Below are 25,920 nucleotides of genomic sequence, written 5' to 3'. Positions count from 1 at the left end.
CTCAGTGGAGGCGCTCGACTACGGAGCGGAGAAAGGGGAGATCGACTTCCGTGAGGGAACGCACGAGGTGCCGTCCCGGCGCAGGCTCGATGGGCGCCACCGACGGCACCGCCACGACGGCGCACCCGGCCGCCTCCGCCGCCGTCACGCCCGTCATGGTGTCCTCGATCACCGCGCAGTGCCGCGGGTCGGCCCCGAGGGCGGCCGCGGCGTGCAGGTACGGGTCGGGGTGCGGCTTCGTACGCGGGATCTCGTCGCCGGCCACGGAGAGGTGGAACTCGTGCCCGAGCGAGCGCAGCACCCGGTCGATGATGCGCCGGTGGGAGGCGGAGACGAGGGCCGTGGGCACGTCGTGCGCGGCGAGTTCGGTGAGCAGCCGACGGGCGCCGGGCATGAGCGGCACGTCGCCGTCGACCAGCTCCTCGAAGCGGGTGTTGAGCCGCACCGTCAGCTCCGGCAGGCCGATGTCGGCGCCGGTGGTGGCGATGAGGTACGCGGCGCTGCGCGACATCGGGCCGCCGACGACGACCTGGCGCTGCTCCTCGGTCAGCTCGTGGCCGAACTCGGCGAAGACCGAGACCTCGGCGGCCCACCAGAAGCCCTCGGTGTCGACCAGGGTGCCGTCCATGTCGAGCAGTACGGCCTGCGGCGTCGTACCGCGGATGGACCGCACCCGGTGGGCCGGGGCCGTGCCCTGAGCCGTTCGGGTGCCTTCGGCGGGAATGCTGCTGGTCATCCGCTCACCTCCCTCTAAGGGGCGCAAAGGCCGGCCGCCAGAAGCGACCGGCCTGTTCCGGACCGACCAGTATAAGCCGACTGTCCGGAAAGCACCCCGGGAGCCCGTTCGGGGCGCTTTACGACGATGCCGGGGCGCGGGTACGGCCCGGCGCCGGCGGCGCTCAGCGGGCGTTGAAGTACTTCGCCTCGGGGTGGTGGATGACGATGGCGTCCGTGGACTGCTCCGGGTGCAACTGGAACTCCTCGGAGAGCTTCACCCCGATCCGCTCCGGCCCCAGCAGCTCGGCGATCTTCGCCCGGTCCTCCAGGTCCGGGCACGCGCCGTAGCCGAGGGAGAACCGGGCGCCGCGGTACTTCAGCGCGAACATGTCCTCGATCTCCGCCGGGTCCTCGCCGGCGTAGCCCAGCTCGGCCCGCACCCGCGCGTGCCAGTACTCCGCCAGCGCCTCGGCGAGCTGTACGGAGAGCCCGTGCAGCTCCAGGTACTCGCGGTAGGAGTCGGCGGCGAACAGCTCCGCGGTGGCCTCGCCGATCTTCGAGCCGACGGTGACGATCTGGAAGCCGACGACGTCCGTCTCGCCGGACTCCTCCGGCCGGAAGAAGTCCGCCAGGCAGAGCCGCCGGCCGCGCCGCTGCCGCGGGAAGGTGAAGCGGGTGCGCTCGGCGCCGTCGTCGCCGAGGACGATCAGGTCGTCGCCCTTGGAGACGCAGGGGAAGTAGCCGTAGACGACGGCCGCCTCCAGCAGGTTGCCGGTCTGCAGCCGGTCCAGCAGGCCGCGCAGCCGCGGCCGGCCCTCGGTGGCGACCAGGTCCTCGTACGACGGGCCGCCGCCGCGCGGCGCCTTCAGCCCCCACTGGCCCTTGAAGAGCGCGCCCTCGTCCAGCCAGGAGGCGTAGTCGGCCTGCTGGATGCCCTTGACGACCCGGGTGCCCCAGAACGGCGGGGTGGGCACGGGGTTGTCGGTGGCCACGTCGGAGCGGGCGGGGGCGTCCTCTTCCCCGGCGGCGGGCGCGGGGGTGGCGGCGCGTACCCGCCGGGGGCGCAGCTCGGGGAGCTCGGCGCCGGGGACGCCGCGCTTGACGCCGATGAGGGCGTCCATGAGCCGCAGCCCCTCGAAGGCGTCGCGGGCGTAGCGGACCTCGCCCTCGTAGACCTCGTGCAGGTCCTGCTCGACGTACGCGCGGGTGAGCGCGGCGCCGCCGAGGATCACCGGGTACCGGGAGGCCAGCCGGCGCTGGTTCAGCTCCTCCAGGTTCTCCTTCATGATCACCGTGGACTTCACCAGCAGCCCGGACATCCCGATCACGTCGGCGGCGTGCTCCTCCGCGGCCTCCAGGATCGCCGATACGGGCTGCTTGATACCGAGGTTGACCACGTTGTAGCCGTTGTTGGACAGGATGATGTCGACGAGGTTCTTGCCGATGTCGTGGACGTCGCCGCGCACGGTGGCCAGCACGATCGTGCCCTTGCCCGAGCCGCCTGCGCCGTCCTCGACCTTCTCCATGTGCGGCTCCAGATAGGCCACCGCGGTCTTCATCACCTCGGCGGACTGGAGCACGAACGGGAGCTGCATCTGGCCGGAGCCGAACAGCTCGCCGACGACCTTCATGCCGTCCAGCAGGGTCTCGTTGACGATCTCCAGCGCCGGCCGCTCGGCGAGCGCGGCGTCCAGGTCGGCCTCCAGGCCGTTCTTCTCGCCGTCGATGATCCGCCGCTTCAGCCGCTCCTCCAGCGGCAGCGCGGCCAGTTCCTCGGCCCTGCCGGCCTTCATCGACTTGGTGTCGACGCCCTCGAACAGCTCCAGCAGGCGCTGCAGCGGGTCGTACGCGGGCTCGTCGCCCTCGGCCGGGCGGCGCCGGTCGTGGATCAGGTCCAGGCAGACCTGCACCTGCTCCTCCTCCAGCCGGGCGATCGGCAGGATCTTGCTGGCGTGCACGATCGCCGAGTCGAGGCCGGCCTTCACGCACTCGTCGAGGAAGACGGAGTTGAGCACGACCCGGGCGGCCGGGTTGAGGCCGAAGGAGATGTTCGACAGGCCGAGCGTGGTCTGCACGTCGGGGTGGCGGCGCTTGAGCTCGCGGATCGCCTCGATGGTGGCGGCGCCGTCGCCGCGGGACTCCTCCTGGCCGGTGCAGATGGTGAACGTCAGGCAGTCGATGAGGATGTCGGACTCGTGGATGCCCCAGTTGCCGGTCAGGTCGTCGATCAGCCGCTCGGCGATGGCGACCTTGTGCTCGGAGGTACGGGCCTGGCCCTCCTCGTCGATGGTCAGCGCCATCAGCGCGGCACCGTGCTCGCGGGCGAGGGTGGCGACGCGGGCGAAGCGGGACTCGGGGCCGTCGCCGTCCTCGTAGTTGACGGAGTTGATGACGGCCCGGCCACCCAGCTTCTCCAGGCCGGCGCGGATCACGTCGATCTCGGTGGAGTCCAGCACGATGGGCAGGGTGGAGGCGGTGGCGAACCGGCCCGCGAGTTCTGCCATGTCGGCGGCGCCGTCGCGGCCGACGTAGTCGACGCAGAGGTCGAGCATGTGGGCGCCCTCGCGGATCTGGTCGCGGGCCATCTCCACGCAGTCGTCCCAGCGGCCTTCGAGCATGGCGGTACGGAACTTCTTCGAGCCGTTGGCGTTGGTGCGCTCGCCGATCGCCAGGTACGAGGTGTCCTGCCGGAACGGCACCGTCTGGTACAGCGACGCGGCCCCCGGCTCGGGCCGGGGCGTGCGCTCGACCGGCTGCAGGTCCCGTACCCGCTCGGTGAGCTGCCGCAGGTGCTCCGGGGTGGTGCCGCAGCAGCCGCCGACCAGGGACAGCCCGTACTCGCGCACGAACGTCTCCTGGGCGTCGGCCAGTTCGCCCGGGGTCAGCGGGTAGTGGGCGCCGTCCTTGCCGAGCACCGGGAGGCCGGCGTTGGGCATGCAGGACAGCGGCACCCGGGAGTGGCGGGCGAGGTAGCGCAGGTGCTCGCTCATCTCGGCCGGCCCGGTGGCGCAGTTCAGCCCGATCATGTCGATGCCCAGCGGCTCCAGCGCGGTGAGCGCGGCGCCGATCTCGCTGCCGAGGAGCATGGCGCCGGTGGTCTCGACGGTCACCGAGCAGATCAGCGGCAGGTCCACGCCGGTGGCCGCCAGCGCCCGGCGGGCGCCGAGGACGGCGGACTTGGTCTGCAGCAGGTCCTGGGTGGTCTCGACGAGCAGCGCGTCGGCGCCGCCGGCGATCATGCCCTCGGCGTTCTGCTGGTACGCGTCGCGCAGGGTGCCGTACCCGATGTGGCCGAGGGTCGGCAGTTTGGTGCCCGGGCCCATGGAGCCGAGGACCCAGCGCTGCCGGCCGTCGCCCGCGGTGTGCGCGTCGGCGGACTCGCGGGCGATGCGTACGCCGGACTCGGAGAGCTCGAAGATCCGGTCGGCGATGTCGTACTCGCCGAGGGCCGCGTGGTTGGCGCCGAAGGTGTTGGTCTCCACGCAGTCGACGCCGGCCGCGAAGTACTCGTCGTGCACGGAGCGCACGATGTCGGGGCGGGTGACGTTGAGGATCTCGTTGCAGCCTTCCAACTGCTGGAAGTCGTCGAGCGTCGGCTCCTGCGCCTGGAGCATCGTGCCCATGGCGCCGTCGGCCACCACCACTCGGGTGGCGAGGGCCGCGCGCAACGCGTCGGCGCGGGTCTGCTGGCTGGCGGCGGGCTGGGACGGCTGCGAGGCCATGGGGATACTCCCTCGTGTGCGACGGCTGTCGGCTATGCGCGGCCCGCGGGGGCCGGTGCACGGGCCAAGGGTATCGGCCGGAGCCGGTACGGCGCGGGCTGTCCCACGACCCGGACGGTGCAGGTTTGCGGGGTTTTCCGGCAGACTCGGGCACGATCGGCACGTCCGGGGTCTCCCCGACCGCCCCCCTGCGGCGGGACAATGACCGATACTGTTCAGCATTGTCGAACTGCCGGTCTCGTTGAGGAGGATCTTCCGTGGCACGGAACATCCAGTCGCTCGAGCGAGCGGCTGCGGTGCTGCGCCTGCTGGCCGGAGGAGAGCGGCGCCTGGGCCTGTCCGACGTCGCCTCGACGCTGGGCCTGGCCAAGGGCACGGCGCACGGCATCCTGCGCACGCTGCAGCAGGAGGGCTTCGTCGAGCAGGACCCGGTCTCCGGGCGGTACCAGCTCGGCGCCGAACTGCTCCGCCTGGGCAACAGCTACCTGGACGTGCACGAGCTGCGCGCCCGCGCCCTGCCCTGGACCGACGACCTGGCCAGGGCCAGCGGCGAGAGCGTGCACCTGGGCGTGCTGCACCACCAGGGCGTGCTCATCGTCCACCATGTCTTCCGGCCCGACGACAGCCGGCAGGTGCTGGAGATAGGCGCCATGCTGCCGCTGCACAGCACGGCGCTGGGCAAGGTCCTGTGCGCCGTCGACCCGGTGGCGCACGCCGAGGCCGCGGAGGGCGACCGCAAGGCGCTCACGCCCGCCACGGTCACCGAGGCGGCGGACTTCGAACGGATCCTGGAGCTGACCCGGGCCCGCGGCTGGGGCTCGGACGTCGAGGAGACCTGGGACGGGATCGCGGCCGTCGCCGCTCCCGTACGCGACCGCCGCGGCATGCCCGTGGGCGCCGTGGGCGTCACCGGGGCGGTGGAGCGCATCTGCCCCGGCGGCGAGCTGCGGCCCGAACTGGTGGCCTCGGTGCGCGACTGCGCCCGGGCGGTGGCCAGGGACCTGGGCGCCGGGCGCTTCTGACCGCGCGGGCCTCCTCCGACTGGCCGATTCCCCGTTTTCCCGTCACCGGGCCTTGACGCGCCTGTGACGTGGCGGAACACTGCCGTGCACCGGTCGGCATTGTCGAACACCTAACGACAATTATGACGTAGGGTGTTATGCGCCGACCGGATTCCTTGTACGGACCACCCAGGACAAAGGAGTCGCAGGATGGACCCGTCCAATTGGGACATATTCTCCGGCGAGGTAGTGGGTACTGCCTTGCTGATCGTTCTCGGTGGCGGCGTGGTCGCCGCCATCACCTTCAAGAAGTCCAAGGCCCACCAGGCAGGCTGGGTCGCGGTCTCCCTCGGCTGGGGTCTTGCGGTCCTCACCGGCGCCTACGCGGTGGCCGGTGTCTCCGGCGCCCATCTGAACCCCGCGGTGACGCTCGGGCTCGCCATCAAGGGCGACACCCCCTGGAGTGATGTCCCGCTTTACCTCGTCTCCGAACTGCTCGGCGCCATGATCGGCGCCGCGTTCGTGTGGCTCGCCTACTACGGCCAGTTCCACCACCACCTGACCGACAAGGACGTCATCGGTCATCTGGAGAACGCGGACCAGAAGGCCATCGAGGCCCATGAGAAGGGCGCGGGCCCGGTGCTCGGCGTCTTCTCCACCGGCCCCGAGATCCGCAACGTCGTGCAGAACGTGATGACCGAGGTCATCGCCACCTTCGTCCTGGTCATCGCGATCCTCACCCAGGGTCTCAACGCCGAAGGCAACGGGCTCGGCACGCTCGGCGTGCTGATCACCGCGCTGGTCGTGGTCAGCATCGGTCTCTCCCTCGGTGGCCCCACGGGTTACGCCATCAACCCCGCGCGCGACCTCGGGCCGCGCATCGTCCACGCCCTCCTGCCGCTGCCCAACAAGGGCGGCTCCGACTGGACCTACGCGTGGATCCCCGTCGTCGGCCCGCTGATCGGCGGCGCCGCCGCCGGCGGTCTCTACCAAGCCGTCTTCACCTGAGCCGGACGTCCCGCCCGCCCGCCGGGCGGGACGGCGCAGGCCACCACCTCGACCCACGCCGAACCAACGACGTATCGGAGCGACATGACCGACGCACACACTGCAGGCCCGTTCATTGCGGCTATCGATCAGGGGACGACTTCGAGCCGGTGCATCGTGTTCGACACCGATGGCCGGATCGTGTCGGTGGACCAGAAGGAACACGAGCAGATCTTCCCCAGGCCCGGCTGGGTCGAGCACAACGCCACCGAGATCTGGCGCAACGTCCAGCAGGTCGTCGACGGCGCCGTCGCCAAAGCCGGCATCACCCGCGCCGACGTCAAAGCCATCGGCATCACCAACCAACGCGAAACCACCCTGCTCTGGGACAAGAACACCGGCGAACCCGTCGCCAACGCCATCGTCTGGCAAGACACCCGCACCGCCGAACTCTGCCGGCAACTGGGCGGCACCGAAGGCCAGGACCGCTTCCGCGCCACCACCGGCCTGCCCCTCGCCTCCTACTTCGCCGGCCCCAAAATCCGCTGGCTCCTCGACAACACCCCGGGCCTGCCCGCCCGCGCAGAAGCCGGCGACATCCTCTTCGGCACCATGGACTCCTGGGTCATCTGGAACCTCACCGGAGGCCCCGGCCGCGGCGTCCACGTCACCGACGTCACCAACGCCTCCCGCACCATGCTCATGAACCTCGAAACCCTCGACTGGGACCCCGCCATCTGCCAGGCCATGGGCGTCCCCCAAGCAGTCCTCCCCGAAATCCGCTCCTCCGCCGAGGTCTACGGCCACGCCACCTCCGGCACCCTGACCGCAGTACCCGTCGCCTCCGCACTGGGCGACCAGCAAGCGGCACTGTTCGGACAGACCTGCTTCGCCCAGGGCGAAGCCAAATCCACCTACGGCACCGGCACCTTCCTGCTGATGAACACCGCCGGCGAACCCGTCCACTCAGAAAACGGCCTGCTGACCACCGTCGGCTACCGCATCGGCCAGGCACCCGCCGTCTACGCCCTGGAAGGATCCATCGCGATCACCGGGGCACTGGTGCAGTGGATGCGCGACCAGATGGGCATCATCTCCACCGCCGCCGAAATCGAAACCCTCGCCCTGAGCGTCGAGGACAACGGCGGCGCCTACTTCGTACCCGCCTTCTCCGGCCTGTTCGCCCCCTACTGGCGCGACGACGCCCGCGGCGTCATCGCGGGACTCACACGCTACGTGACGAAGGCGCACCTGGCACGGGCGGTACTGGAAGCCACCGCCTGGCAGACCCGCGAGATCGTCGACGCCATGACCAAGGACTCCGGTGTCGAACTCACCTCCCTGAAGGTCGACGGCGGCATGACCGCCAACAACCTCCTCATGCAAACCCTCGCCGACGTCCTCGACGCCCCCGTCGTCCGCCCCCTCGTCGCCGAAACCACCTGCCTCGGCGCCGCCTACGCCGCCGGGCTCGCCGTCGGCTACTGGCCCGACACCAACGCCCTGCGCGCCAACTGGCGCCGCGCCGCCGAATGGACCCCCCGCATGGACACCCAAACCCGCGACCGCGAATACAACAACTGGCACAAAGCAGTCCAGCGCACCATGGGCTGGACCGAAGACAAGGAGTAGCGGCGATGACTCTCCCGCAGACCGTCCCGGCGGCGATACCCGCACTCGGGACGCACCCGACTGCCGGCCGCACCCTCCGCCGCGCGGAGTCCCGGGATCTGCTCGACCGGGCCACGTACGACCTCCTGGTCATCGGCGGCGGGATCCTGGGCACCTCGGTGGCCTGGCACGCCGCCCAGTCGGGACTGCGGGTGGCGATGGTGGACGCCGGCGACTTCGCCGGTGCCACCTCGTCCGCGTCCTCCAAGCTCGTCCACGGCGGCATCCGCTACCTGCAGAACGGCGCGGTGAAGCTGGTGGCCGAGAACCACCACGAGCGCCGGGTGCTGGCCCGCGACGTAGCGCCGCACCTGGTCAACCCGCTCCCCTTCTATCTGCCGCTCTACAAGGGCGGCCCGCACGGCGCCGCCAAGCTCGGCGCCGGCGTCTTCGCCTACTCCGCGCTGTCCGGGTTCCGCGACGGCGTGGGCCACCTCATCACCCCCGGCCGCGCCGCCCGGGACATCCCCGCGCTGCGCACCGAGGGGCTGAAGGCGGTCGCGGTCTTCGGCGACCACCAGATGAACGACTCGCGGATGGCGGTCATGACGGTACGCGCCGCCGTCGGCGCCGGCGCCGTCGTCCTCAACCACGCCGAGGTCACCGGGCTGCGCTTCACCCACGGCCAGGTGACGGGCGCGGACCTGAGGGACCGGCTGAGCGGCGACGAGTTCGGCGTCGACGCCCGGCTGGTGCTCAACGCGACCGGGCCGTGGGTGGACCACCTGCGGCGCCTGGAGGACGCGGCCGCGGACCCCTCCATCCGCCTCTCCAAGGGCGCGCACATCGTGCTCAAGCGGCGGTCGCCGTGGCACGCGGCGATGTCGACGTGGGTGGACAAGTACCGCGTCACCTTCGCGCTGCCGTGGGAGGACCAGTTGCTGCTGGGCACCACGGACGAGCCGTACGAGGGCGATCCTGCCGCCGTGCACCCGACCGAAGGCGACATCGCGCAGATCATCGACGAGGCGTCGCTCTCGGTGCGTGCCGACGACCTGTCGCCCGACCTCGTGACGTACGCCTTCGCCGGGCTGCGGGTGCTGCCCGGCGGTCCCGGCGGTACGGAGCAGGCCAAGCGGGAGACGGTCGTCACCGAGGGCGCCGGCGGGATGCTGTCGGTGGCGGGCGGCAAGTGGACGACGTACCGCCACATCGGCCGGATGGTGCTCCGCAAGCTCGCCAAGGAGCACGGCGGGGCGATCGCCGAGGACATGCAGCCGGTGAAGTCCCTGGTACGGCACACGCCGCTGCCCGGCGTGGCGAACCCCAACGCGGTCGCGCACCGGCTCCTCGTCGACCGCGACCCGGGCCACCGCATGGCCCCGGACACAGCCCGCCAGTTGGCCACGCACTACGGCTCGCTGTCGTTCGACATCGCCCGCCTGGTCAACGAGAACCCGGACCTGGGCGAGCGCATCCACCCCGACGGGCCCGAGATCTGGGCGCAGGTGGTCTACGCCCGGGACCACGAGTGGGCCGAGACGGAGGACGACGTGCTGCGCCGCCGTACGACGGTGACGATCCGCGGCCTGGACACCGCCGACGTACGGGCCAGGGTGCGGGAACTCCTCGCGCGCAAGCCGGGCTGAGCCCCCGCCGCGGGCCGGAAGTCCGGGGGGAGAGGCGCCATGGGGGCGCCTCTCCCCTCCCCCGTTTCCGCCGCGCGCCGGATTCACCGCCCTCCCCTGCTCCGCTCACCGGGGACGCAGGTCATAATGGAGGCGCGCAGACATCGGATGTCTGTGTCAGGGAGGGCGCAAGATGGCGGTCACGGACGAGGCGATCGAGAAGATCAAGGGAATGATCGTCTCCGGCAAGCTGCGGCCGGGCGACCGGCTGCCCAAGGAGAGCGAGCTGGCGGCCGAGCTCGGTCTGTCCCGGAACTCGCTCCGCGAGGCGGTGCGCGCGCTCGCGCTGATACGCATCCTGGACGTACGGCAGGGCGACGGCACGTACGTCACGAGCCTCGACTCCCAACTGCTGCTGGAGGCGATGAGCTTCGTCGTCGACTTCCACCGCGACGACACGGTGCTGGAGCTGCTCGCCGTACGGCGCATCCTGGAGCCCGCCGCCACCGCGCTGGCCTGCACCGGCATCGAGGAGCCCGAGCTGGACGCGCTGGAGGCGGAGCTGGCGGAGCTGGGCCACGACCCGTCCGTGGAGGAACTGGTCCGCGCCGACCTGGAGTTCCACCGCCGCATCGTGCAGGCGTCCGGGAACTCCGTGCTCAGCTCGCTGCTGGAGGGGCTGTCGGGGCCGACGGCCCGCGCCCGCATCTGGCGCGGTCTGACGCAGGAGGACGCGGTACGGCGCACGCTCACCGAGCACCGCGCGATCCTCGACGCGATGCGCAGCCGGGACGCGGAGGCGGCCAGGTCGTGGGCGACGGTGCACATCGCGAGCGTGGAGCAGTGGCTGCGCCGGACGCTGTGACCCGGGGGCCGGGACGGGCCGGGCCGCGGCCACCCGCCACGCCCGGCCGCCCGGCCTCAGTCCCGGAGGTAGAGCCGGCGGGCGTTGCCGCCGAAGAACGCGTCCCGCTCCGCCGCCGTCAGGTCCGCCACCGCCTCCTCGGCCAGCTCGACGACCCGCCCGTAGTCCGCCGCCAGCGTGCACACCGGCCAGTCCGAGCCGAAGAGGATCCGGCCGGGCCCGAACACGTCGATCACGTGCCGGGCGTACGGCAGCACGTCCGCCGGCCGCCAGTGCTCCCAGTCCGCCTGCGTGACCAGGCCGGACAGCTTGCAGCTCACGTTGGGCAGCCGGGCCAGCTCCGCGACCGGATCCGCCCACGGCTGCCACTCCCCCGCCGCGATCTGCGGCTTGCCGGCGTGGTCGAGGACGAACCTGGTGTGCGGCACCGCGCGGGCCGCGGCGATGGCCGCCGGCAGCTCGCGCGGCGTGACCAGCAGGTCGTACACGAGGCCGGCCTCCCCCGCCAGCCCCAGCGCCCGCAGCACGTCGGGGCGCTCCAGCCACCGCGGATCGGGCTCGCCCTCCACCTGGTGGCGCAGCGCCCCGAGGCGCGGGGGCGTGCGGCGGAGGGTGTCCGCGTCCAGTTCCGGCGCGGTCAGGTCGAGCCAGCCGCAGACCAGCGCCACCGGCGGGTCGGGCTCCTCGCACAGCTCCAGCGTCTCCTCGTACGACGACGAGGTCTGCACCAGCACCGTGGCGTCGATGCGGTGCTCCGCCAGGTGCGGCGCGAGGTCGGCCAGGGTGAAGGTGCGCCGCAGCGGGTCGGCCCACGAGCCGTCCATCCACGGCTGCGGGCGGCGGCTGATGTCCCACAGGTGGTGGTGGGCGTCGATTCGCGGCACGTTCAGCCTCCGGTGGCCGCGGGCAGCGGCAGGTCGGCGTCGAGGAGCCCGAGTTCGACGAGCGCGGGCCAGAGCGCGTCGGGGATGTCGTACGCGAACATCTCCGCGTTCTCCCGGACGTCCCGCGTCCGGGAGGCGCCCGGGATGACGGAGACCACCGCGGGGTGCGCGAACGGGTAGCGCAGCGCCGCCGCCTTCAGCGGCACCCCGAACTCGCCGCACACCTCCGCGATCCCGCGCGCCCGCTCCACCACCTCGGCCGGCGCCTCGCCGTAGTGGAACCGCCCGCCGGGCCGCGGGTCGGCAAGCAGCCCGGTGTTGTAGACGCCGCCGACGACGACGGAGGTGCCGCGCCGCCCGCAGACGGGCAGCAGGTCGTCGTACGCGCTCCGCTCCAGCAACGTCCAGCGGCCGGCGCACAGCACCACGTCGACATCGAGGTCGGCGACGAGCCGGCCCAGGTGGTCGCTGAAGTTCATGCCGAAGCCGATGGCGCCGACGACCTTCTCCGCCTTCAGCTCCGCGAGCGCCGCGAAGGCCGTCTCGTACACCTGCGGCAGATGGTTCTCGACGTCGTGGAGGTACGCGATCTCCACCCGGTCGAGCCCCAGCCGCGCCAGGGACGACTCCAGCGTCGCCCGGATCCCGTCCCGGCTCAGGTCCCACACCCGGCCGCGGGCCGGGGTGTCGACGAAGTCGTGGGCGGGCTCGGTCTCGCCCGGGCCGAGGGGCCGCAGCCGCCGGCCGACCTTGGTGGACACGGTGTACGAGTCCCGCGGCCGGCCCGCGAGCGCACGGCCGAGGCGCTCCTCCGACAGCCCGACGCCGTAGTGCGGCGCCGTGTCGAAGTAGCCGTAGCCGTGCGCGAACGCGGTCTCGACGATCTCGGCCGCGGTGGCGTCCGGCATCGCCCGGTAGAGGTTGCCGAGGTTGGCGCAGCCGAGGCCGAGCCTGGGTATGGGGGGCATCCGCCGCCTCTCAGTCCTGTTTCTCGCCGCTGACGAACCGGGAAATGACCAGGGCCACGATGATGATCGCCCCGTTGAGGAACTTCGTCCACTCCGCCGGCACGCCCGCGAGCGTCATCACGTTGATGACGAGCTGGAGCGTCAGCACGCCGGTCAGCGCCCCGAAGAGGGTGCCGCGCCCGCCGCGCAGGCTGATGCCGCCGATGACCGCGGCGGCGAACACCTGGAAGATCATGTCCTTGCCCTGGCCGGCGGAGACCGAGCCGTAGTGACCGGTGTAAAGGACGCCGGCGAAGGCCGCGAGCATGCCGCCGATGGCCAGCACGATCCAGGTGATGCGGTCGACGCGGATGCCCGCGGCGCGCGCCGCCTCCGGGTTGCCGCCGATGGCGTACAGCGCGCGCCCGTGCCGCAGGTAGCCGAGCATCAGCCCGCCGACGGCGTAGAGGCCGAGGCAGACGTAGACGGCGGCGGGGACGCCGAGCCAGCTCTCCTTGCCGAGGTAGGCGAAGGACTCGGGCACCTCGATGATGGACTTGCCGCCCGTGATGCCCTCGTGCAGGCCGCGCAGCATGACCAGCATGCCGAGCGTGGCGATGAAGCCGTTGACTCTGAGCTTGAGGATGAGGAAGCCGTTGAAGAGCCCGATGACGGCGCCGACGAGGAGGCAGAGGAGGATCGACGTGCCGGACGGCAGCAGTTCGATGCCGGTGAACCGGCCGCCCTCGGCGGGCAGGACGAGCCAGAGCGCGATCACCGGCGCGACGCCGATCGTCGACTCCAGCGACAGGTCCATCCGGCCGCTGATGAGGATGAGGGCCTGGGCGAGGACGAGCAGACCGAGTTCGGTGGACTGCTGGACGACGCCGATGAGGTTGTCGGAGGTCAGGAAGGCGGGCGAGACGATGAACCCGATCACGCCGAGCACGAAGATGACGGGTACGAGCGAGAAGTCGCGCCAGCGGCCGAGGTCGATCTCCACCCCGCCGAGCTGCAACTGCGGCTTCTTCTCCACCGCCGCTCCGCCCTCGGCCGCGCCGGCCGGCGGCGCTGTGGGCGTAGGCCGTGTCATGCTTGCTGCCCCTTTTCCGGCTGATCCTGCTGGTCGGGCTGAACTGAGTGGTCCGGCTGTGCCGGCTGTACGTGCTGGTCCGTGCCGTTGCCGTGGTCCTGCGGGTCGCGGGCTCCGGGTTCGATGCCCTCCATGGCGGCGACCAGTTCCCGGTCGGTCCAGCCGCCGGCGAACTCCGCGACCACCCGCCCGTGGAAGAGCGCGAGCACGCGGTCGCAGACGCGCAGGTCGTCCAGTTCGTCGGAGACGATGACGGCCCCGCTGCCGCCGTCGGCCACCCGCCGGACGACGCCCAGCAGGGCGTCCTTGGACTTCACGTCCACGCCCGCGGTCGGCTTGATCGCCACGAGCACGCCGGGGTCCCGGGCGAGCGCGCGGGCGATCACGACCTTCTGCTGGTTGCCGCCGGAGAGCCCGTCGACGTCCTGTCCCGGCCCCGAGGTCTTGATGTCCAGCGACTCGATCATGCGCTGCGCGAACCGGCGGGTGCGCGAGGGCAGCACGGTGCCGTACGGGCCCAGTTGGTCGGCGACGGTGAGCGTCGCGTTCTCCGCGACGCTGCGCCCGGGCACCAGGCCCTGCTCGTGCCGGTCCTCCGGTACGTACCCGATGCCGGCCTCCAGCGCGTGCGGCACGCTGCCGGTGCGCACGGCGGTCCCGCGCACCTCGACCCGGCCGCCGTCCGGCGCCCGCATGCCGACGAGGGTCTCGCCGATCGCCGTGTTGCCGCTGGCGGCGGCGCCGGCCAGGCCGACGACCTCCCCGGCGCGCACGGCCAGGTCCAGCGGCTCGTACGCGCCGGCCACGGCCAGCGCGTGCGCACGCAGCACGGGCTCGGCGCCGCTCGCCGCCGTCGCCTGCCGCGGCACCGCGGCGGGACCCGCGGCGCCGGCGGGCGAGCCCTCGCCGGTCATCGCGGCGACCAGGTCCTCCTTCGGCAGCCCGGAGACCGGCGCGGTGAGGATGTGCCGGGCGTCACGGAAGACGGTGACGGTGTCGCAGAGTTCGTAGACCTCCTGGAGGTGGTGGGAGATGAAGAGGAAGGCGACCCCCTGCCGCTGCAGCTCGCGCAGCTTGCCGAAGAGCCGGTCGATGCCGCCGGCGTCGAGCCTGGCGGTCGGTTCGTCGAGGATGATCAGCCGGGCGCCGAAGCTGAGGGCTCTCGCGATTTCTACGAACTGCCGCTGCTCGACGCCGAGATCCTTCGCCCGCGCCGAGGGGTCCACCTCCACGCCGTACGCCGCCAGCAGCTCGCGGGCGCGTGAGCGCAGGCCGCGCCAGTTGATGGCGCCGCTGCCGGTGTAGCGGTTGAGGAAGAGGTTCTCGGCGACCGTGAGGTCCGGGACGATCATGAGCTTCTGGTAGACGCAGGCGACCTTGGCGCGCCACGCCGCCGTGTCGCCGAACGCCGGCGCGGGCGCGCCGGAGAAGGTCACGGTGCCGGCGTCGGGGCGCTCCATGCCGGTGAGCACGGAGACGAGGGTGGACTTCCCGGCGCCGTTGCGGCCGACGAGGGCGTGCGCCTCGCCGGCCGCGACCTCCAGGTGCACGCCGTCGAGCGCGAGCGTGGGGCCGAAGCGTTTGACGACGCCGTCGGCGCGCACGGCGGGGGGCGCCGCGGGCACGGCTCAGCCCTGCTTTTCGAGCTGGTTGGCCCACAGCTCGGGGTCGTCGACGTTCTCCTTGGTGACCAGCGGGGCCGGCAACTGGTCCTCCAGGCCGTTCGGGATCTTGACGATCTCCGAGCCGTGGTCGGTCTTGCCGGGCTTGAACTCCTTGCCCTTCAGGGCCTGCTGGGCGTAGAAGAGCGCGTACTCGGCGTAGAGGTCGGCGGGCTGGGAGACGGTGGCGTCGATCTTGCCGGAGCGGATGGCGTCCAGCTCCTCGGGGATGCCGTCGTTGGAGACGATCGTGATGTGGCCGTCCTCGCCGGCGGGCTTGAGCATCCCCTTCTGCTCCAGCAGCGCCAGGGTGGGCTGCAGGAAGACGCCGCCCGCCTGCATGTAGATGCCGTCGATCGTCTTCTCCTTGGCCAGGACGCTCTGCAGCTTGGCGGAGGCGACGTCGCCCTTCCACTCGGTGGGCAGCTCGAAGACCTCCATGTCGGGGTACTTCTCGTCCATGCACTTCTTGAACGCCACCGAGCGGTCGCGGCCATTGATGGAGGCCAGGTCGCCCTGGAACTCCACGACCTTGCCCTTGCCGCCCAGTTGCTCGCCGAGGTACTCGCATGCCTGGATGCCGTACGCCTCGTTGTCGGCCCGTACGACCATGTAGATCTCGCCCTTGTCGGGGCGGGTGTCGACGCTGACGACGGGGATGTCCTCCTCCGCCAGCCGTTCCAGGGTGGAGGCGACCGCCCCGGTGTCCTGCGGCGCCATGATGACCGCGTCGGCGCCCTGGTCGGTGAACGCCTGCACGTTGGCGACGAGCTTGCCGATGTCGTTCTGCGAGTTGGTGATCGGCAGGGCGTCGACCACGCCGTCCGAGACGCCCTTCTTCAGGTACTGGTGGTAGGAGTTCCAGAAGTCGCTGTCGGTACGCGGCATGTCGATGCCGACCTGGCCGTCGCCGCCGGCCGCGTCGTTGCCGCGGTTGCAGGCGGTGAGCGGGGCGAGGGCGAGGAGGGTGGTGCAGGCCGCGACGGCCGTCGTGCGAAGTCTGCGAGTCAGCATGGGAGTCCCGTCCCGTCGTTCGTCTCGGGTATGCGGCTGGAGGGTTCGGCTCGGGCCGCGTCGGGCCGGGGAGCCGGCCGTGCGGCGTGGGGTGCGGTGTGCGGTGCGGCGGGCATGGGGGCTCAGCTCCCCTGGTCCCGCTCGGCCACGGCCTGCCAGACCGGGCCGTCCGGGTAGCGGTGCGCGGCCAGCGACTCGGGGAGCATGCGCGCGGAGAAGCCGGGGGCCTCGGGTGCGCGGTAGCTGCCGTCCACGACGACGGCCGGGTCGGTGAAGTGCTCGTGCAGGTGGTCGACGTACTCGATGACGCGGTCCTCGCGGGTGCCGGAGACGGCGACGTAGTCGAACATGGCCAGGTGCTGCACCAGTTCGCACAGGCCGACGCCGCCGGCGTGCGGGCAGACCGGCACGCCGTGCTTGGCGGCGAGCAGCAGGATGGCAAGGTTCTCGTTGACGCCGGCCACCCGGGCGGCGTCGATCTGCACGAAGTCGACGGCGCCGGCCTGGAGCAGTTGCTTGAACATCACGCGGTTGGCGACGTGTTCGCCGGTGGCCACCTTCACCGGCTGCCCGGCGCGGACGGCGGCGTGGCCGAGCACGTCGTCGGGGCTGGTGGGCTCCTCGATCCAGTGCGGCGCGTAGGGGGCCAGGGCGGTCATCCAGCGCACGGCGTCGGCGACATCCCAGCGCTGGTTGGCGTCCACGGCGATGCGCACGTCGGGGCCGACGGCCTCGCGGGCGAGCCGCATCCGGCGTACGTCCGCGTCGAGGTCGCCGCCGACCTTCAGCTTGATCTGGCCGAAGCCCTCGGCGACGGCGGCCTTGGAGAGCTGGATGAGCTTCTCGTCGGAGTAGCCGAGCCAGCCGGGGGTGGTGGTGTACGCGGGGTAGCCCTCGGCGCGCAGCCGCGCGGCCCGCTCGGCGCGGCCCGGTTCCGCGGCGCGCAGCAGGGCCAGCGCCTCGTCGGGGGTGAGGGCGTCGGAGAGATAGCGGAAGTCGACGAGGGACACCAGCTCCTCGGGGGTCATGCGGGACAGGAACTCCCAGACCGGCAGTCCCGCCTGCCCGGCGGCCAGGTCCCAGGCGGCGTTGACCACGGCGCCCGCGGCCATGTGCATCACGCCCTTCTCGGGGCCGAGCCAGCGCAGTTGGGAGTCGTGGGTGAGGGTGTTGCAGAGCTCGGCCAGCTCGGCGGCGGTACGCGGTGCGGGGCGGCCGACGACGTAGGGCGCGAGGGAGCGGATGGCGGCGGCGGTGACGTCGTTGCCGCGGCCGATGGTGAAGCAGAAGCCGTGCCCCTCGACACCGGGGTCGTCGGTGCGGATGACGACGTACGCGGCGGAGTAGTCCGGGTCCGGATGCATGGCATCCGACCCGTCGAGCTCCAGTGAGGTCGGGAAGCGGATGTCGGAGACGTCCAAATCGGTGACAGTCGGTCGCATGCAGGCTTCCCTCGCGTCTGGAACATCGGATCTTTCAGCAGTCATCCGATGTATATCGGGGTGGGCTTGCCAACGTCCAGAGGCAGTGAGTGATTTATCCGTACTGACGCGCTGCCAACCCTCCTGAAGGTGCACACCTCGGATGAATCGGTACTCGTGCCGCACGGGATACGGCGCGCCGACGGGGAAGCCTTAGGCTGGGGGCCGCATGTTTCGGAGCACGTGGCCACAGGGGCCGTCACCGCCGGAAGGAGGCGCTGGGTGATCGAGCTGGAGGGGCTGCCCGAGCTGGTCGATCCGGTGATGATCTGCGCCTTCGAGGGCTGGAACGACGCCGGTGACGCCGCCTCCTCCGCGGTCGGCCATCTCGACCGGGAGTGGAAGGGCGAGGTCTTCGCGTCGCTGGACGCCGAGGACTACTACGACTTCCAGGTCAACCGGCCCACCGTCACCCTCCACGGCGGCGTACGGAAGGTCACCTGGCCCACCACGCAGTTGTCCGCGGTGCGGATCGCGGACGCCGACGGCAAGGGCAACCCGCGGGACCTGGTGCTCGTCCGCGGCATCGAGCCCAGCATGCGCTGGCGCTCGTTCTGCAACGAGATCCTGGGCTTCGCCCACGAGTTGGGCGTGGAGCTGGTCGTGCTCCTCGGCGCGCTCCTCGGCGACACGCCGCACACCCGGCCCGTGCCGGTGACCGGGGTGACCTCGGATCCGGAGCTGGCGGTGTCGATGGACCTGGAGGAGACCCGCTACGAGGGCCCGACCGGGATCGTCGGCATCCTCCAGGAGGCGTGCACGCACGCGGGCGTGCCGACCGCGAGCCTCTGGGCCGCCGTCCCGCACTACGTCTCCCAGCCGCCCAACCCGAAGGCCACCCTGGCGCTGCTCAACCGGCTCGACGACCTGATCGGCGTGCGCATCCCGCTGGGCGAGCTGCCCGAGGACGCGCGGGCCTGGCAGGTGGGCGTGGACCAACTGGCCGCGGAGGACACCGAGGTCGCGGAGTACGTGCAGACGCTGGAGGAGGCGCGCGACACCGCGGAGCTGCCGGAGGCGTCGGGCGAGGCGATCGCCCGCGAGTTCGAGCGCTATCTGCGCCGCCGCGACCCGGGCGCCGGACCGTACCTGCGCGACCTCTCCGGGCCGCAGCCCCTCACGGAGCGGGAGGAGCCGCGGGCGCCGGAGGAGCACGACGGGGACGGCGAGGACGGCGGCGGTACGGACACGGCGGAGGGCGCCGGGGAGCCGGAGGAGGACGGCGCCGGCAAGGACTCCGGGACCGACGGGGACGACGGGGACACCGCTGCCGCGGAGGGTCCGGAGCACTCGGACGGCTCGGAGGGTTCGGACGGCGCGGACCGTAGCGCCGGCGAAGACGCCTCAGAGGAGAGCGACGCGGACGCCGGGGACGACGACGGCAAGCGCCCCGGCCGCGACGACGACGGCAAGCGCCCCGGCGGCGACGGCGACGGCGAGGCCGGCGGCAAGGACTGACGCCGGCCCGCCCGTCCCGCTACAGCGCCACGCCCAGCAGCGCGTCCACCGCCCGCGAGACCACGCCGGGCGCCCCCGTGTCCGTACCGCCCTCGGCGCGCTGCAGCGCCGCCCAGCGGTCCACGGCGGCCAGCACCGCCGGCGAGTCCAGGTCCTCCGCCAGCGCGGCGCGGATCTCCTGCACGAGCCCCTCCGCGGGCGGCCCCTCCGGCCGGGAGACGGCGTCCCGCCAGCGGGCCAGCCGCTGCTCCGCCTGCTCCAGCCCGTGGGCGGTCCACTCCCAGTCCGTGCGGTAGTGGTGGGCGAGGAGCGCGAGCCGTACGGCCACGGGGTCGACGCCGTCGCGGCGCAACTGGGAGACGAAGACCAGGTTGCCCTTGGACTTCGACATCTTCTCGCCGTCGAGGGCGACGAGCCCGGAGTGCACGTACGCCTTGGCGAAGGGGAACTCGCCGGTCAGCACCTGCGCGTGGGACGCGCCCATCTCGTGGTGCGGGAAGATCAGGTCGCTGCCGCCGCCCTGCACGTCGAAGGTCATGCCGAGGTGGTCCAGCGAGATGGCGACGCACTCGATGTGCCAGCCGGGCCGGCCGCGGCCCAGCGAGCCGCCGTCCCAGCTCGGCTCGCCCTCGCGGGCGGCGCTCCAGAGCAGCGGGTCGAGCGGGTTCTTCTTGCCCGGCCGGTCGGGGTCACCGCCGCGCTCGGCGGACAGCTCCCGCATGGTGGCGGCGTCGAGTCCGGAGACGGTGCCGAAGCGGGGGTCGCATTCGACCGAGAAGTAGATGTCGCCGTCGAGTTCGTACGCCGCACCGGCGTCGCGCAGTTGCTCCACGAGGGGCACGATCCGCGGTATCGCCTCCACCGCGCCGACGAACTCGCGCGGCGGCAGGTTCCGCAGGGCCGTCATGTCGTCGCGGAACAGGTCCGTCTCGCGGTCGGCGAGCAGGGTCCAGTCCTCGCCCGTCTCGGCGGCCCGGACGAGCAGCGGGTCATCGACGTCCGTGACGTTCTGGACGTAATGGACCTGCCGCTTGTTGTCCAGCCAGACGCGCTGCACGAGGTCGAACGCGGTGTACGTGGCCGCGTGCCCCATGTGGGTGGCGTCGTAGGGGGTGATGCCGCAGACGTAGATGCGGGCCTCCGGGCCGGGATCGAGGGTGACGAGCCCTCCGGTCGCGGTGTCGTGGAGGCGGAGGTCGCGGCCGGTGCCGGGGAGCACCGGGACCTCGGGAGCAGGCCAGGCATGCATGTAAACGAGCGTAACCGCTGGTTGCCTGGTGAAACGACCGGGGCGGCACGAGGCCGCGGTTCCGGACAGGGGTGGGAGGGTTCGTACGGAATATGCCCGCGCGGCGCGGTGCAGGGACCGGCCGGGTCAGACCGGAGGCCAGGGGATGGCCGGCCACTCGCCGCTGGGCTCCGGGTGCCGTCCCGAGGCCAGCAGCGCGGCGGTACGGGCCCGGAGCGCGGCCACCTCCGCCGCCGTGATCAGCGGCGCCAGCCGGGCGGCCAGCGGGCCCTCGGGGGCGAGCCCGGCCGCGAGCCGGTGCAGCACGGTGACGGCCTCGGCGGGCAGCGGCTCGCCTGCCCAGCCCCACAGCAGGGTGCGCAGCTTGTCGTCGGTATGGAACGTCACACCGTGGTCGATGGCGTAGAGCCGACCGCCGGCGGCGGGCAGCAGGTGGCCGCCCTTGCGGTCGCCGTTGTTGATCACGGCGTCCAGGACGGCGAGGCGGCGCAGCCGGACGTCGTCGGCGTGCACGAGCAGCGCGGGGCGGCCCTCGCCGGTCTCGGTGTAACCGACGGCCTTCCAGCCCGGTCCGGGCTCGTCGGCCTCGACGAGGGCCAGCAGGCCGGCACCGCCGGGCGCCGCCTCCGCCGTGTCCTCCCGTCCGCCCTGCCCGTCCGTCCCGCCCTGTGCTTCCCCGTCCTGTGCTTCCCCGTCCTTCTCGTCCGCGGCCGGGATCCAGAGCTGGCACATGCCCTCGCCGAACGGCCCGTCCCGGAGCACCGTCGGCGGCACCAGCCCCCAGCCGGTGGCCTCCGAGACCTCGTACGCCGCGACCTCGCGCTGCGCCAGCGTGCCGTCGGGGAAGTCCCACAGCGGCCGCTCCCCCGCGACCGGCTTGTACACGCACTCCGCCGTGCGCCCGGCGTGGGCGACGGTGCAGAACAGGACCGCGTTCGACGCACCGCGGATACGCCCGGCCACGGTCAGCTCGCCGCCGGTGAGCAGCGCGCGGGCCTCGTCGGACGCCAGGGCGGGCGGGCTCACTCCCCCCGGCGGTATCCGTTCTGGCGCGGACATACGTGTCCCTCCGGGTCGAGCGGCAGGCTGCACAGCGGGCAGGGCGGCCGGCCGGCGTTCACCACGTCGTTGGCCCGCTTGGCGAAGGCGCGCGCCATCTGTCCGGTGAGGCGTACGCGCAGCATCGGCGGGCCGTTCTCGTCGTCCTGCAGCAGCGCCTCCTCGGCCGCCGCCAGGTCTTCATCGGAGTCGGCGTCCAACTCGACCAGAGCCTGCGCCTCGACGACCATCCGCTCGCTGTCCGCGTCCCACGCAAGGGCCATCGTGCCGACCCGGAACTCCTCCTCGATGGGGGCGTCCAGGGGCGCGGTGTCGGACAGCTCAGCGGGAGCGACGGCGGGCACGTCGCTGGTGCCGCCGCTGCGCCGTACCACCTCGTCGAGCAGCTCGTCGATCCGCTGGGCCAGCGCGGACACCTGCGCCTTCTCCAGCGCAACGCTGGTCGTACGGCCGGACTTGGACGCCTGGAGGAAGAAGGTGCGGCGCCCCGGCAGCCCGACCGTGCCGGCCACGAAGCGGTCCGGCGGGTCGTAGAAGTACACCTCACGCGGCACGTGCTGCTCCGATTGCTCGACTCCTGAACGGGATCCGCTGCGGGCCCGATCCGACCACCCTACTGCGCGAGCTGATCATCGGGGATCAACCGGCTCCGGCACCGCCACCGACCTCCGCGGCCGACGCGTCCGCCGCGTTCTCCCGCGCCGCGTCCGCCCCCGGCGCCGCCGCGGGAGGCGGCGGCGCGAGGCCGTCGAGGGGCCCGGTGTCGCCGAGCCGGAGCACGAAGGGGCGCAGGGGCGTGTACCGGATCGCGGTGACGGAGGCGGGGCCTACGGCGATGCGCTGGAAGAGGTCCAGATGCATCCCGAGGGCGTCCGCCACCACGGACTTGATGACGTCGCCGTGGCTGCACATCACGTACAGCGCCTCCGGGCCGTGCTCGGCGAGCACGGTGGCGTTCCAGTCCCGTACCGCCTCGACGGCACGCGCCTGCATCGCGCGCATCGTCTCGCCGCCCGGGAACACCGCCGCCGACGGGTGCTGCTGCACCATGGCCATCAGCGGCTCCTCCGCCAGCTCGGCGAGCTTGCCGCCGGTCCACTCGCCGTAGTCGCACTCGGTCAGCCGCTCGTCGACGTGCACCGGCAGCTCCGGGCGGGCGGCCAGCAGCGGCTTGAGGGTCTCGCGGCAGCGTTCGAGCGGGCTGGTGACCACGGCGGCGGGCGTCAGGGCGGCCAGCCGGGCGGGCAGCGCGGCGGCCTGCTCCGTGCCGCGCTCGTCCAGCGCGACACCCGGGCTGCGGCCGGCGAGCACGCCGTCCACGTTGGCCGTGGACCGGGCGTGCCGGAGCAGGAGGAGGGTGGGCATGGCAGCCAGCGTACGTCCTGCGCGACAGGCGGCACGGTTCGGGAAAGAATGACGGTGTGATCGTCGACTGCGCGCTCTACCGGCACGGACGGCGCGTACCCGCGCCCGCGGACGTCCCGGCGGTGCTCGCGCAGGCGCGTGCCGACGAGGACACCTTCTGCTGGATCGGGCTCTTCGAGCCGTCGCGCGAGGAGTTCGACGACCTGACCCGCGGGCTCGGTCTGCACCCGCTCGCGGCGGAGGACGCGGTCACCGCGCACCAGCGGCCGAAGCTGGAGGTGTACGACGCGGCGCTGTTCCTCGTGCTCAAGCCCGTGCTCTACGACGACAGCACCGACACCATCACCGTCAGCGAGATCAACACCTTCGTCGGCGACTCCTTCGTGGTCACCGTCCGGCACGGCGAGGCGAACCCCCTCGGCCGGGTACGGGCCCGGCTGGAGGGGCAGCCGGAGGTGCTGGCGCACGGGCCGACGGCGGTGGTGTACGCGGTGTGCGACGCCGTCGTCGACAACTACCTGGACGTCGCGGACGACTTCCACACCGACCTGGAGGAGCTGGAGGCCGAGGTCTTCCAGCCGGGCGGCCGCGACCCCGGCCGCTCGGCGGGGCGGATCTACGACTTCAAGCGGCAGGCGCTGGAGTTCCGCCGCGTCACGGGCCCGCTGGCCGACCCGGTCGCCCGGCTGGCGGGGGCCGCGCTGCCGTTCGTCAACGAGCAGGCGCGGCCGTTCTTCCGCGATGTCGGCGACCACCTCATGCGCGTCAACGAGCACCTGGAGACCGTCGACCGGCTGCTGTCCGACATCCTCGCCGCGCACCTCGCGCGGGTGGGGGTGCAGCAGAACGACGACATGCGGAAGATCTCCGCCTACGCCGCCATGGCCGCGGCGCCGACCGTCATCGGCAGCATCTACGGGATGAACTTCGACCACATGCCGGAGCTGCACTGGACGCTCGGGTATCCGGCGGTGCTGCTGGTGATGGCGTCGGTGGTGCTGTCGCTCTACATGTTCTTCCGCCGGCGCGGCTGGCTGGGCAACGGCGGGCGCTGAGGACCGCGGCCCCGCGGCCGGGTGCCGTTCGCGCCGTCCGCTCCGGGTGCGTTCGCGTCAGGCGAACTCGGCCGCGGTGCGCAGCGGCGGCCCGCCGAGGGCGTCGCGGAACTCCGGCATCCGCAGCCTGACCATCCGCCGCCAGCCGCCGGCGCGCTCGTACGCGTACATCGCGTCGATGCCCGCGGACAGCAGCGCGCGCCTGGCGCGGGACCACTTCAGGATCCGCCCCATGTGCGCCATCACCGCGTGGCTCACGTCCCGGTACACCCGGATCTCCGCGAGCGCCGCCTCCCGCAGCGCCGCCTGGACGCGGCGGCCGTGGCCGTGCGCTGCCATGGCGAGCAGTTCCTCGTGGCAGTACGCGAGGTGGTTGTCCTCGTCGTGGGAGATCATCCGCACCGCGCGGCCGATGTCCGGGTGGTCGCCGAAGTACTTGAGGAGCATCCGCATCTGGTCCGACGCCCGCTGCTCGGTGACCCTGCTGTGCGCGAGGTACGTGATGATGTCGGCCTCGGTGAGCTGCCCGTCCCTGCGGAGCTGGTCGTGGGCGAGGCCGATGCCGATGCCCTCCAGCAGCATCGTGTAGTCGGTCTCGGCGGGGACGGCCACCGGCTCCAGGCCGCGCTTCTTCATCAGGGCGTTGAAGATGCGGCCGTGCTTGTCCTCGTCGGCGCCGTGCCGGGCCACCTTGGGGGCCAGCTCCCGGTACGAGTCGGGGACGAGCGCGGAGATGCGGGCGTTCTCCCAGCCGCCCTGGGCCTCCCCGGCGGCGGCGATGGAGCAGAACAGCCGGAAGGTGTCGTCGTTGTCGAGGATCTCCTTGTACAGGTCCTTGGCCGAGAGCATGTCACCGTCGCCTTTCACTGCCGGAATACACCCGTATCCGAGTGAATGACGGGGATGCGCATGACGCAACACCCGCGGTGCGCACCATCCGCCATGCGGGCGATCCGTAACCCATGCGGGGACGGCGCGTTGGGTGGGATGACGGCCGTGGCGGGGAGGACCCCGAGCCCCCACCACGGCCGCCGGGCGGGGGCCGGGGCCGCGAGGCCGGGCCGTGGGGGCTCAGGCGAGGCCGGCGCGCTCCAGCGCCTCCACTCCGGCGCGTACGCCCGCGATGCGCTCCTCCCGCGTGAAGCCGGACGGCGCCAGCGACAGCGACGTCACCCCCGCCTCGGCGTACGCCCGCATCCGGTCCGCGATCCGCTCCACCGGGCCGAGCAGCGTGGTGGCGTCGATCAGGTCCTGCGGCACGGCGGCGGCCGCGGCGGCCTTGTCGCCGGCGAGGTACGCGGACTGGATCTCGGCGGCCTCGCGCTCGTACCCCATCCGGCCGGCGAGGCGGTTGTAGAAGTTCTGCTTGGCGCTGCCCATGCCGCCGACGTACAGGGCGGTGTACGGGCGGAAGACGTCGGCGAGCGCGGCCACGTCGTCGCCGAGGGCCAGGGGGACCGTGGGCACGATGTCGAAGCCCGCCAGGTCCTTGCCGGCCTTCGCCCGCCCGGCACGCACGTGGCGCAGGGTGGTCTCCTCGGCGTGCTCGGGCGAGTAGAAGACCAGCAGGGCGCCCTCGGCGATCTCGCCGGTCTGCTCCAGGTTCTTCGGGCCGATGGCGGCGATGTAGACGGGGATGTGCTCGCGTACGGGGTGCACGGTCAGCTTGATGGGCTTCCCCGCCCCGTCGGGCAGCGGCAGCGTCCAGTGCTCGCCCGCGTACGACAGCCGCTCGCGCGACAGCGCCTTGCGCACGATCTCCACGTACTCGCGGGTGCGGGCGAGCGGTTTGCCGAACTCCACCCCGTACCAGCCCTCGGAGACCTGCGGTCCGGAGACGCCGATGCCGAGGCGGAAGCGGCCCTCGGTGAGCGAGTCGAGGGTGGCGGCGGTCATCGCGGTCATGGCGGGGGCGCGGGCCGGGATCTGGAAGATCGCCGAGCCCACGTCGATGCGCTCGGTCCTGGCGGCGACCCAGCTCAGCACGGTGGCCGCGTCGGAGCCGTACGCCTCGGCCGCCCAGCACACCTCGTAGCCGAGGCGGTCCGCCTCCTGCGCGACGGCGAGGTTGTCGGCGTCCATGCCGGCGCCCCAGTAGCCGAGGTTGATCCCGAGCCGCATGC

Annotated in this window: 21 protein-coding genes; 7 read left to right on the top strand and 14 right to left on the bottom strand. The window is 72.3% G+C overall.

Annotation, left to right across the window (positions count from 1 at the left end; all coding sequences use genetic code 11):
- Position 1 precedes the first annotated feature (1 nt).
- Positions 2-736, bottom strand: a complete 735-nt coding sequence (locus tag CXR04_RS30375) for an HAD family hydrolase (RefSeq protein ID WP_101425411.1) — start codon at positions 734-736, stop codon at positions 2-4.
- 163 nt (positions 737-899) lie between these two features.
- Positions 900-4,439 carry a methionine synthase gene (gene metH, locus CXR04_RS30370; protein ID WP_101425410.1) on the bottom strand — a complete coding sequence of 1,180 codons (3,540 nt, stop codon included), beginning with the start codon at positions 4,437-4,439 and terminating at the stop codon, positions 900-902.
- 257 nt (positions 4,440-4,696) lie between these two features.
- Here metH and CXR04_RS30365 point away from each other — a divergent pair, with 257 nt between their 5' ends.
- The 5 genes from CXR04_RS30365 (at position 4,697) to CXR04_RS30345 (ending at position 10,531) form a co-directional block, all read left to right on the top strand.
- A complete protein-coding gene (locus CXR04_RS30365) occupies positions 4,697-5,461 on the top strand; it encodes an IclR family transcriptional regulator (protein ID WP_101425409.1) in 765 nt (254 codons plus the stop codon).
- 189 nt (positions 5,462-5,650) lie between these two features.
- Positions 5,651-6,448 (top strand): MIP/aquaporin family protein, encoded by a 798-nt coding sequence (locus CXR04_RS30360; protein ID WP_101425408.1) that lies wholly within the window; start codon positions 5,651-5,653, stop codon positions 6,446-6,448.
- A gap of 84 nt (positions 6,449-6,532) precedes the next feature.
- Positions 6,533-8,059 carry a glycerol kinase GlpK gene (glpK, locus tag CXR04_RS30355; RefSeq protein ID WP_101425407.1) on the top strand — a complete coding sequence of 509 codons (1,527 nt, stop codon included), beginning with the start codon at positions 6,533-6,535 and terminating at the stop codon, positions 8,057-8,059.
- 5 nt (positions 8,060-8,064) lie between these two features.
- Positions 8,065-9,687, top strand: coding sequence for a glycerol-3-phosphate dehydrogenase/oxidase (locus tag CXR04_RS30350; protein ID WP_101425406.1), 1,623 nt, complete (start codon positions 8,065-8,067; stop codon positions 9,685-9,687).
- Between the two features lie 172 nt (positions 9,688-9,859).
- A complete protein-coding gene (locus tag CXR04_RS30345) occupies positions 9,860-10,531 on the top strand; it encodes a FadR/GntR family transcriptional regulator (protein WP_101425405.1) in 672 nt (223 codons plus the stop codon).
- A gap of 56 nt (positions 10,532-10,587) precedes the next feature.
- On the opposite strand, the gene CXR04_RS30340 is transcribed toward CXR04_RS30345, so the two are convergent.
- From CXR04_RS30340 to CXR04_RS30315, 6 genes are all read right to left on the bottom strand, one after another.
- Positions 10,588-11,415 (bottom strand): amidohydrolase family protein, encoded by an 828-nt coding sequence (locus CXR04_RS30340; protein ID WP_101425404.1) that lies wholly within the window; start codon positions 11,413-11,415, stop codon positions 10,588-10,590.
- Between the two features lie 2 nt (positions 11,416-11,417).
- The gene (locus CXR04_RS30335; RefSeq protein WP_101425403.1) at positions 11,418-12,383 is read right to left on the bottom strand and encodes an aldo/keto reductase; all 966 of its coding nucleotides are present in this window, start codon (positions 12,381-12,383) and stop codon (positions 11,418-11,420) included.
- Between the two features lie 10 nt (positions 12,384-12,393).
- On the bottom strand, positions 12,394-13,455 hold the full coding sequence (locus CXR04_RS30330) for an ABC transporter permease (protein WP_442802422.1): 1,062 nt from the start codon (positions 13,453-13,455) through the stop codon (positions 12,394-12,396).
- Positions 13,452-15,080: a sugar ABC transporter ATP-binding protein gene (locus tag CXR04_RS30325; protein ID WP_101425401.1), complete on the bottom strand. Its 1,629-nt coding sequence runs from the start codon at positions 15,078-15,080 to the stop codon at positions 13,452-13,454. The genes CXR04_RS30330 and CXR04_RS30325 overlap by 4 nt, the downstream gene beginning before the upstream one ends.
- 3 nt (positions 15,081-15,083) lie before the next feature.
- On the bottom strand, positions 15,084-16,130 hold the full coding sequence (locus CXR04_RS30320) for a sugar ABC transporter substrate-binding protein (RefSeq protein ID WP_101425400.1): 1,047 nt from the start codon (positions 16,128-16,130) through the stop codon (positions 15,084-15,086).
- A gap of 122 nt (positions 16,131-16,252) precedes the next feature.
- On the bottom strand, positions 16,253-17,572 hold the full coding sequence (locus CXR04_RS30315) for an enolase C-terminal domain-like protein (protein ID WP_101425399.1): 1,320 nt from the start codon (positions 17,570-17,572) through the stop codon (positions 16,253-16,255).
- Positions 17,573-17,833: 261 nt separating this feature from the next.
- Here CXR04_RS30315 and CXR04_RS30310 point away from each other — a divergent pair, with 261 nt between their 5' ends.
- Complete coding sequence (locus tag CXR04_RS30310) at positions 17,834-19,069, top strand: PAC2 family protein (protein WP_101425398.1); 1,236 nt, start codon at positions 17,834-17,836, stop codon at positions 19,067-19,069.
- 19 nt (positions 19,070-19,088) lie between these two features.
- Here the strand turns inward: CXR04_RS30310 and mshC are convergent, their stop codons facing one another.
- The 4 genes from mshC to CXR04_RS30290 all read right to left on the bottom strand — a co-directional run bounded on the left by mshC (position 19,089) and on the right by CXR04_RS30290 (position 22,742).
- Complete coding sequence (mshC, locus tag CXR04_RS30305) at positions 19,089-20,318, bottom strand: cysteine--1-D-myo-inosityl 2-amino-2-deoxy-alpha-D-glucopyranoside ligase (RefSeq protein ID WP_101425397.1); 1,230 nt, start codon at positions 20,316-20,318, stop codon at positions 19,089-19,091.
- A gap of 126 nt (positions 20,319-20,444) precedes the next feature.
- Positions 20,445-21,377: an SCO1664 family protein gene (locus tag CXR04_RS30300; RefSeq protein WP_101425396.1), complete on the bottom strand. Its 933-nt coding sequence runs from the start codon at positions 21,375-21,377 to the stop codon at positions 20,445-20,447.
- Positions 21,341-21,931 carry a DUF3090 domain-containing protein gene (locus CXR04_RS30295; RefSeq protein WP_101425395.1) on the bottom strand — a complete coding sequence of 197 codons (591 nt, stop codon included), beginning with the start codon at positions 21,929-21,931 and terminating at the stop codon, positions 21,341-21,343. The genes CXR04_RS30300 and CXR04_RS30295 overlap by 37 nt, the downstream gene beginning before the upstream one ends.
- Positions 21,932-22,016: 85 nt before the next feature.
- Complete coding sequence (locus CXR04_RS30290) at positions 22,017-22,742, bottom strand: histidine phosphatase family protein (RefSeq protein WP_101425394.1); 726 nt, start codon at positions 22,740-22,742, stop codon at positions 22,017-22,019.
- A gap of 56 nt (positions 22,743-22,798) precedes the next feature.
- Here CXR04_RS30290 and corA point away from each other — a divergent pair, with 56 nt between their 5' ends.
- Positions 22,799-23,797, top strand: coding sequence for a magnesium/cobalt transporter CorA (gene corA, locus CXR04_RS30285; RefSeq protein ID WP_101425393.1), 999 nt, complete (start codon positions 22,799-22,801; stop codon positions 23,795-23,797).
- A 57-nt stretch (positions 23,798-23,854) separates the two neighbouring features.
- Here the strand turns inward: corA and CXR04_RS30280 are convergent, their stop codons facing one another.
- A complete protein-coding gene (locus tag CXR04_RS30280) occupies positions 23,855-24,646 on the bottom strand; it encodes a hypothetical protein (protein WP_101425392.1) in 792 nt (263 codons plus the stop codon).
- Between the two features lie 222 nt (positions 24,647-24,868).
- Positions 24,869-25,918, bottom strand: coding sequence for an LLM class F420-dependent oxidoreductase (locus tag CXR04_RS30275; RefSeq protein WP_101425391.1), 1,050 nt, complete (start codon positions 25,916-25,918; stop codon positions 24,869-24,871).
- Between the last annotated feature and the right edge of the window lie 2 nt (positions 25,919-25,920).

The organism is Streptomyces sp. CMB-StM0423 (assembly GCF_002847285.1).
GTDB lineage: Bacteria > Actinomycetota > Actinomycetes > Streptomycetales > Streptomycetaceae > Streptomyces.
The sequence above is the reverse complement of the archived record's forward strand: the minus strand, read 5'-3'. Positions and strand labels throughout refer to the sequence as shown.